We start from the raw sequence: 4,689 nt of genomic DNA, 5'->3' as shown, positions 1-4,689 counted from the left end.
CACGTTCGGCAGGGCGGCCTTCAGCTCGCGCAGGGAGCGCGGGTAGTACCGCCACGGCAGGTTCGGGTGCAGCCCGTTGACGATGTGCAGCTCGGTGAGGTGCTCGTTCTCCATCGCCTTCGCCAGCTTGACGGCCTCCTCGATGCGCATCGTGTACGCGTCCTTCTCCCCCGGCTTGCGCTGGAAGGAGCAGTACGCGCAGGAGGCCGTGCACACGTTGGTCATGTTGAGGTGCCGGTTGACGTTGAAGTGCACGACGTCGCCGTTCTTCCGCGTCCGCACCTCGTGCGCCAGACCGCCCAGCCAGGCCAGGTCGTCCGACTCGTACAACGCGATGCCGTCCTCGCGGGTCAGCCGCTCACCGGCCGCGACCTTCTGCTCCAGCTCGCGCTTGAGCCCGACGTCCATGCCCCTACCTCTTCCGTTCGCCCTGAGACAGACTTCGTCAACCGTACGCCCCGACACCGTCGGACCCGGCCGCCGGACCCGGCCCGCGGACCCGACCGTCGGACCCGGCCGTCAGACCTCTTCCGGAAGCTCCCCCACCCGGTTCTCCCACTTGGTGGAGAGCACGATGGTCGTACGGGTCCGGGACACGCCCTTCGTCCCCGACAGCCGGCGGATGATCCGCTCCAGCCCGTCGACGTCGTTCGCCCGCACCTTGAGCATGAACGAGTCGTCGCCGGCGATGAACCAGCAGTCCTCGATCTCGCCGAGGTCCTTCATCCGCGCGGCCACGTCCTCGTGGTCGGCGGCGTCGGAGAGGGAGATGCCGATGAGGGCGGTGACGCCGAGGCCGAGCGAGGCGGCGTTCACCGTGGCCCGGTAGCCCGTGATGACGCCGGCCGCCTCCAGCCGGTTGATGCGGTCGGTGACGCTGGGTCCCGACAGGCCGACGAGACGCCCCAGCTCCGCGTACGAGGCCCGGCCGTTCTCCCTCAGGGCCTGGATGAGCTGCCTGTCCACCGCGTCCATGCGATCGAGCCTTCCGATGAAGAGGTCTGAGAGGTCTGAGAGATCTGAAGAGTTACTGGAGTCGTGCGAGGTGGTGCCGGTGGCGCTGTTCTCCGGCGCGGCCTCAGGCGGGGCGGGCGCCGCCGCCGAGTTCGCCCTTCCAGCGGCGGTAGAGGCCGTGCCCCACGCCCGCCGCGTCGAGGACCCGGCCGGCGACGAAGTCGACCAGGTCCTGGATGTGGGTGGCGCCCGCGTAGAAGGCCGGGGAGGCGGGCACGACGCTCGCGCCCGCGTCGTCCAGGGCGACGAGGTGCCGCAGCGTCTGCCCGTTCAGCGGGGTCTCCCGGACGGCGACGACGAGCGTGCGGCGCTCCTTGAGCGTCACACCGGCCACCCGCTGGAGGAGGTCCTTGGACAGCCCCAGCGCGACGCCCGCCACGCAGGCCGTCGAGGCGGGCACGATCAGCATCCCCTTCGCCGGGTACGACCCCGACGACGGCCCCGCCGCCAGGTCACCGGCGGCCCAGTACCGCACGGCGTCCCCTTCGACGTCGACGTCGAAGGCGTCCGGCTTGCCGTCGGCGCCCCGCGCGAGCCACTCCCGCAGGTCGTCCCGCCAGTGCGCGTCCCGGAAGGAGATCCCCGTCTCGTCGAGCAGCGTGAGCCGCGAGGCCCGGCTGACGACCAGGTCGACGCTCTCGCCCCCGGCGAGCAACGCGCGCAGCACGGCGGCGGCATACGGCGTACCGGACGCCCCGGACACCCCCACGATCCAAGGCACGCGCTGCGTTTCTCCTGCGTTCACACCTTGAGCGTACCGGCGAACGGGACGGTGGCCCGGACCGGACCGGAACGTGCGGTCCGGACCGGACTAGACGGTGAGGCCGCGCACCAGCAGGTCGATCAGCGCGCACACGAAGAGACTGATGCCGATGAAGCCGTTCGTGGAGAAGAACGCCCTGTTCAGGCGGGACAGGTCGTGCGGACGCACGATGGTGTGCTCGTAGACGAACGCGCCGGCGACGATCAGCAGGCCCAGCCAGAAGAAGGCACCGGCGCCGGTGGCGAGGGCGTACCAGACGAACAGGGCCGTCGTGACGGCGTGGCAGGCGCGGGCGCCCCAGATCGCGGCGGGGATGCCGAAGCGTGCCGGGACCGACCTGACGCCGATCTCGCGGTCGGTCTCGACGTCCTGGCAGGCGTAGATCAGGTCGAAGCCGCCGATCCAGATGCCGACGGCCAGGCCCAGGATCACCGCGTCCCAGGACCACTCGCCCGTGATCGCCAGCCAGCCGCCGACCGGGCCCATCGCCTGCGCGAGGCCGAGGATGGCCTGCGGGAAGTTCGTGAAGCGCTTCCCGTAGGGGTAGACCACCATCGGGATCACGGCGACCGGGGCCAGCGCCAGGCAGAGCGGGTTCAGCAGGGCCGCCGAGCCCAGGAAGACCACCAGGGCGATCAGCGCGCCGGTCCACGCGTGCCGCACCGACATCGCGCCGGTGACGAGTTCCCGCTGGGCGGTGCGCGGGTTCCGCGCGTCGATCTCGCGGTCGATGATCCGGTTGACCGCCATGGCGAAGGTGCGCAGACCCACCATGCAGGCGGTGACCAGCAGCAGCCGGCCCCAGTGGATGTTCCCGTCCAGCTCGAACATCGCGGTCAGCGCGGCGATGTAGGCGAAGGGCAGCGCGAAGACCGAGTGCTCGATCATCACCAGGCGCAGGAAGGCCTTCGTGCGTCCCGGACGCGGGATCGCCGCGGATGCCGAACTCACAGCCCGTACTCCTTCCAGCGCCGCGTCACCCGTTCGGACGTCTCCGGGTCCGACAGGACCATCTCCGGCCAGCCGCCGTCGCGGGTGTAGCCCTCCTCGGGCCACTTCCGCGTCGCGTCGATGCCCGCCTTGCCGCCCCAGAACTGCTGGTAGGAGGCGTGGTCGAGGTGGTCGACGGGGCCCTCGACGACCGACAGGTCGCGGGCGTAGTCCGTGTTCCCGAGGGCCCGCCAGGCGACCTCGTGCAGGTCGTGGACGTCGCAGTCGGCGTCGACGACCACGATCAGCTTGGTCAGGGACATCATGTGGGCGCCCCAGACCGCGTGCATGACCTTCTGCGCGTGCTTGGGGTACTTCTTGTCGATCGAGACGATCGCGCAGTTGTGGAAACCGCCGGCCTCGGGCAGGTGGTAGTCCACGATGTCCGGGACGATGATCTTGAGGAGCGGGAGGAAGAACCGCTCCGTCGCACGGCCCAGCGGGCCGTCCTCGGTCGGCGGGCGGCCCACCACGATCGACTGGAGCAGCGGCCGCCTGCGCATCGTCACGCAGTCGATCGTCAGCGCCGGGAACGGCTCCTGCGGCGTGTAGAAACCGGTGTGGTCGCCGAACGGGCCCTCCGGGCGCATCTCTCCCGGCTCCAGCCAGCCCTCCAGCACGACCTCCGCCTGCGCCGGGACCTGGAGCGGGACCGTCTTGCAGTCGACCATCTCGATGCGCTTGCCCTGCAGGAACCCGGCGAGGAAGTACTCGTCGATGTCGCCGGGGAGCGGCGCGGTGGAGGCGTACGTGACGGCCGGCGGGCAGCCGAAGGCGATCGCGACCGGCAGCCGCTCGCCCCGGCGCGCCGCGACCTGGTAGTGGTTGCGGCTGTCCTTGTGGATCTGCCAGTGCATGCCGATCGTGCGCCGGTCGTGGCGCTGGAGGCGGTAGAGCCCGAGGTTGCGGACCCCGGTCTCCGGGTCCTTGGTGTGGGTCAGCCCCAGGTTGAAGAACGAGCCGCCGTCCTGCGGCCAGGTGAACAGCGCCGGCAGCTGCTCCAGGTCCACCTCGTCCCCGCGCAGGACGACCTCCTGCACGGGGCCGTCCTTCACCTTCTTCGGCGGGACGTGCGTCATCGCGCCGAGCTTGCCGAACGCCTCGCGGACCCCCACGAAGCCGTGCGGCAGCTCGGGCTTGAGCAGCCCGCCGATCCGGTCCGAGATGTCCGCGTACGACTTCAGCCCGAGCGCCTTCAACAGGCGGCGGTCGGTGCCGAACACGTTCATCGCGAGGGGCATCGCCGAGCCCTTCACGTTCTCGAAGAGGAGCGCGGGGCCGCCGGACTTCTGCACCCGGTCGACGATCTCCCCGACCTCCAGGTACGGGTCCACCTCGGCCTTGATGCGCTTGAGGTCGCCCTCGCGCTCCAGCGCCCTGAGCAGGGAACGAAGATCGTCGTAAGCCATGCGGTCAAGTATCCCCGAGGGGCTACCCTGGCCCCGTACCTGGGGCCTGTCCTCGTGGCCCCGCCCCCTCTGTGCTGGAGAGACCCCATGCTGCGGGTACTGATGTTCCTGGTGCCGCTGGCTCTGAGCGTCTACGCGTTCATCGACTGCATCAGCACGAAGGACGACGACATCCGCCACATGCCCAAGCCGCTGTGGGCGATCCTCGTCCTGCTGTTCCCGCTCGTCGGTTCGATCTCGTGGATCGTCGCGGGGAAGAAGCGCAGCCCCGCAGCCGAGGGCTGGTCCGGCGTCCGCGGCGGCCGCCCGCAGCAGCGGCAGTGGATCGCCCCGGACGACAACCCCGAGTTCCTGAAGTCGCTCGACGACACCGGGAAGGACGACAAGGGCGAGCCCGACGACGACCGGGGCCCCGCCGGACCCTAGGGCGTGTTTCGAAAGTAGCGTCGTCTGCCCGAAGGGCAGGCCCGGCGGCGTCTGGTGCGTGCGATCGCAAGGCGGAGGGTCGCCCCG

General features: G+C 70.4%; 6 protein-coding genes. 1 reads left to right on the top strand and 5 read right to left on the bottom strand.

All coding sequences use genetic code 11. The annotated features are described in order from the left end of the window. The 5 genes from AB0N31_RS36170 to AB0N31_RS36150 all read right to left on the bottom strand — a co-directional run. The coding region (locus AB0N31_RS36170) for a radical SAM protein (protein ID WP_366062785.1) at nt 1-408 on the bottom strand (408 nt) is incomplete at its 3' end. Nucleotides 409-519: 111 nt separating this feature from the next. Beyond that, on the bottom strand, nt 520-975 hold the full coding sequence (locus AB0N31_RS36165; protein ID WP_363088921.1) for an Lrp/AsnC family transcriptional regulator: 456 nt from the start codon (nt 973-975) through the stop codon (nt 520-522). A 103-nt stretch (nt 976-1,078) separates the two neighbouring features. Further along, nucleotides 1,079-1,735, bottom strand: a complete 657-nt coding sequence (locus AB0N31_RS36160) for a UbiX family flavin prenyltransferase (RefSeq protein WP_363088920.1) — start codon at nt 1,733-1,735, stop codon at nt 1,079-1,081. Nucleotides 1,736-1,825: 90 nt separating this feature from the next. Then, nucleotides 1,826-2,728, bottom strand: coding sequence for a menaquinone biosynthesis prenyltransferase MqnP (mqnP, locus tag AB0N31_RS36155; RefSeq protein WP_366062784.1), 903 nt, complete (start codon nt 2,726-2,728; stop codon nt 1,826-1,828). After that, nucleotides 2,725-4,176, bottom strand: a complete 1,452-nt coding sequence (locus AB0N31_RS36150) for a menaquinone biosynthesis decarboxylase (RefSeq protein WP_366062782.1) — start codon at nt 4,174-4,176, stop codon at nt 2,725-2,727. The genes mqnP and AB0N31_RS36150 overlap by 4 nt, the downstream gene beginning before the upstream one ends. Nucleotides 4,177-4,263: 87 nt before the next feature. Here AB0N31_RS36150 and AB0N31_RS36145 point away from each other — a divergent pair, with 87 nt between their 5' ends. Continuing rightward, nucleotides 4,264-4,602 (top strand): PLD nuclease N-terminal domain-containing protein, encoded by a 339-nt coding sequence (locus AB0N31_RS36145; RefSeq protein ID WP_366062781.1) that lies wholly within the window; start codon nt 4,264-4,266, stop codon nt 4,600-4,602. Nucleotides 4,603-4,689: the final 87 nt, after the last annotated feature.

Origin of the sequence: Streptomyces sp. NPDC051051, assembly GCF_040682975.1 — a bacterium.
In the GTDB taxonomy this organism is placed as follows: domain Bacteria; phylum Actinomycetota; class Actinomycetes; order Streptomycetales; family Streptomycetaceae; genus Streptomyces.
Note: the sequence above shows the minus strand (reverse complement) of the source record. Positions and strands in the feature narration are given on the sequence as shown.